This is a genomic window from Pseudomonas edaphica, from assembly GCF_005863185.1.
GTDB lineage: Bacteria > Pseudomonadota > Gammaproteobacteria > Pseudomonadales > Pseudomonadaceae > Aquipseudomonas > Aquipseudomonas edaphica.
The window spans coordinates 1-2,776 of record NZ_VBVZ01000740.1 but is presented as its reverse complement, the minus strand read 5'-3'; the positions used below and the strand labels follow the sequence as shown (position 1 = coordinate 2,776).

The 2,776-nt window shown below is 62.3% G+C and carries 5 protein-coding genes; all 5 read left to right on the top strand.

The features are described 5' to 3' along the window. On the top strand, positions 1 to 546 hold a 546-nt coding region (locus FEM54_RS29810), incomplete at its 5' end, for an energy transducer TonB (protein WP_138453985.1). Positions 547 to 725: 179 nt separating this feature from the next. Beyond that, positions 726 to 1,295 (top strand): YqgE/AlgH family protein, encoded by a 570-nt coding sequence (locus FEM54_RS29805; RefSeq protein ID WP_017139445.1) that lies wholly within the window; start codon positions 726 to 728, stop codon positions 1,293 to 1,295. After that, the gene (ruvX, locus tag FEM54_RS29800) at positions 1,295 to 1,732 is read left to right on the top strand and encodes a Holliday junction resolvase RuvX (RefSeq protein WP_003195067.1); all 438 of its coding nucleotides are present in this window, start codon (positions 1,295 to 1,297) and stop codon (positions 1,730 to 1,732) included. The genes FEM54_RS29805 and ruvX overlap by 1 nt, the downstream gene beginning before the upstream one ends. A gap of 82 nt (positions 1,733 to 1,814) precedes the next feature. Then, positions 1,815 to 2,321 (top strand): bifunctional pyr operon transcriptional regulator/uracil phosphoribosyltransferase PyrR, encoded by a 507-nt coding sequence (gene pyrR / locus FEM54_RS29795; protein WP_017139446.1) that lies wholly within the window; start codon positions 1,815 to 1,817, stop codon positions 2,319 to 2,321. Positions 2,322 to 2,345: 24 nt separating this feature from the next. After that, positions 2,346 to 2,776: aspartate carbamoyltransferase (locus FEM54_RS29790; protein ID WP_477749746.1), on the top strand; the 431-nt coding region annotated here is incomplete at its 3' end.

The window sequence follows — 2,776 nt, the reverse complement described above, 5'->3', positions numbered from 1 at the left end:
CCCAAGGCCGCCGTGCCCACCGTTGCGCCCAAACCGCAAAAAGCTGCGACCCAGCGCGAGAAAGCCAAGACCGAACCTACGCCTGAGCCGGTGAAGCCTGCGCCGACGTTCGACAGTTCGCAGCTCTCTGACCAGATCTCCAGCCTCGAAGCGGAACTGGCCAATGAGCAACAGCTGTATGCCAAGCGCCCGCGCATCTACCGCCTGAATGCCGCGTCAACCATGCGCGACAAAGGCGCCTGGTATAAGGACGAGTGGCGCAAGAAGGTCGAGCGCATCGGTAACCTCAACTACCCGGATGAGGCGCGGCGTCAGCAGATTTACGGCAATTTGCGTCTTCTGGTGTCGATCAACCGCGACGGCTCGCTTTATGAAGTGCAGGTGCTGGAGTCGTCCGGCCAGCCGCTGCTGGACCAGGCCGCCCAGCGCATCGTGCGCCTGGCTGCGCCTTTCGCGCCGTTTACCGGTGACTTGAACGACATCGACCGCCTGGAAATCATCCGCACCTGGAAGTTTGCCAGGGGCGATCGGCTGTCGAGCAACTGAGGATCGTTCCCCCTCGCCACAGGTACGAAGTACATCCTTTAATGATGGATAAGGATCGTTCCCACGCTCTGCGTGGGAATGCATCTCAGGACGCTCCGCGTCCACTTTTAAGAGCGCGACGCGGAGCGATCACTAACTCCAGCTTGTCAGTTCGCCCCTCCAACGCCACACTAGTGGGCATGAAAAATGTCAGCCCGACCTACCTCAAGCACCAATTCCTGATCGCCATGCCCCATATGGCCGACCCGAACTTTGCGCAGACCTTGACCTACATCGTCGAGCACACGGCCAATGGTGCAATGGGGTTGGTGGTCAACCGCCCGCAAGAGCTGAACCTGGCCGATATCCTTGAGCAACTGCGCCCCGAGATCGACCCACCGGCGCGTTGCCAGGGCGTGCCGATCTACATCGGCGGGCCGGTGCAGACCGATCGTGGCTTTGTGCTGCACCCCACCGGGCCGAAGTTTCAGGCCACGGTAGACCTTGAAGGCGTGTCACTGTCGACCTCCCAGGACGTGTTGTTTGCCATCGCCGACGGCGTCGGCCCCGAGCAAAGCGTGATCACCCTCGGCTATGCCGGTTGGGAAGCCGGGCAACTGGAAGCCGAACTGGCCAGCAATGCCTGGCTGACCTGCCCGTTTGACGCCGACATCCTGTTCAACACCGCCAGTGAGCTGCGCCTGGAAGCAGCTGCCGCCAAGCTTCGGGTCAACCTCAGCCTGCTGACCAGCCAGGCGGGGCACGCCTGATGGCTTTGCGCTTGATCCTCGGTTTTGACTACGGCACCAAACAGATCGGCGTAGCGGTCGGCCAGGTGATTACCGGCCAGGCCCGCGAGCTGTGTACCTTGAAAGCCCAGAACGGCGTGCCGGACTGGAACCAGGTCGAAGCCCTCATTAAAGAGTGGAAGCCCGACGCCGTCGTGGTCGGCCTGCCGTTGAACATGGACGGCACCCCCAGCGACATGTGCCTGCGCGCGGAAAAATTCGCCCGCCGCCTCAATGGCCGCTACAACCTGCCCTTCTATACCCACGATGAACGCCTGACCACCTTTGAAGCCAAGGGTGAGCGCCGCGACCGTGGCGGGCAAAAAGGCAGCTACCGCGACAACCCCGTGGACGCCATTGCCGCCGCCCTGTTGCTGCAGGGCTGGCTGGATGAAAACACCGCTTTATTTGAATCCTGACTGACGCGGCTTGCCGCGTCTTTTTACGTTTGAGTCCGGACCTTGCTGCGCCCACGCCGCGCAAGGCCTTGAAGGAGCCACCATGAGCCTGCCCAATCCCGCCGAACTGATCAGCCAGATGGCGATTCGCCTTAAGGCCCACTTGGAACACCGCGCCATCAGCGAGCCGCGTTTTATCGGCATCCGCACTGGTGGTGTGTGGGTGGCCCAGGCGCTACTGGAAGAGCTGGGCAGCGATTCGCCGCTGGGCACCCTGGACGTGTCCTTTTACCGCGACGACTTCAGCCAGAATGGCCTGCACCCGCAAGTGCAGCCCTCGGCGCTGCCGTTTGAGGTCGAAGGCCAGCATCTGGTGCTGATCGACGACGTGCTGATGAGCGGCCGCACCATCCGCGCCGCCCTTAACGAGCTGTTCGACTACGGCCGCCCGGCCAGCGTGACCCTCGTATGCCTGCTGGACCTGGACGCCGGCGAATTGCCGATCAGCCCGGACGTGGTTGGTGCAACGCTGTCGCTGCAAGCCCATCAACGGGTAAAATTGTCCGGTCCCACGCCGCTCGAACTCGAACTGCAAGACCTTGCCCTTTAAACCGCCTTGTACAGAGTCCCCGCGATGACGCCTCTAGATGCCAAGCGCCCGCTGCAGCTCAATGCTCAGGGCCAGTTGCAACACTTCTTGTCCCTCGACGGTTTGCCCCGCGAACTGCTCACCGAAATCCTCGACACCGCCGACTCGTTCCTCGAAGTCGGTGGCCGGGCGGTGAAGAAAGTCCCGCTGCTGCGTGGCAAAACCATCTGCAATGTGTTCTTCGAGAACTCCACGCGCACCCGCACCACCTTTGAACTGGCGGCCCAGCGGCTGTCGGCCGACGTGATCACACTGAACGTGTCCACCTCGTCGGCTAGCAAGGGCGAAACCCTGCTCGACACCCTGCGCAACCTGGAAGCCATGGCCGCCGACATGTTCGTGGTACGCCACGGCGACTCCGGCGCCGCGCATTTCATCGCCGAACATGTGTGCCCGCAGGTGGCAATCATCAACGG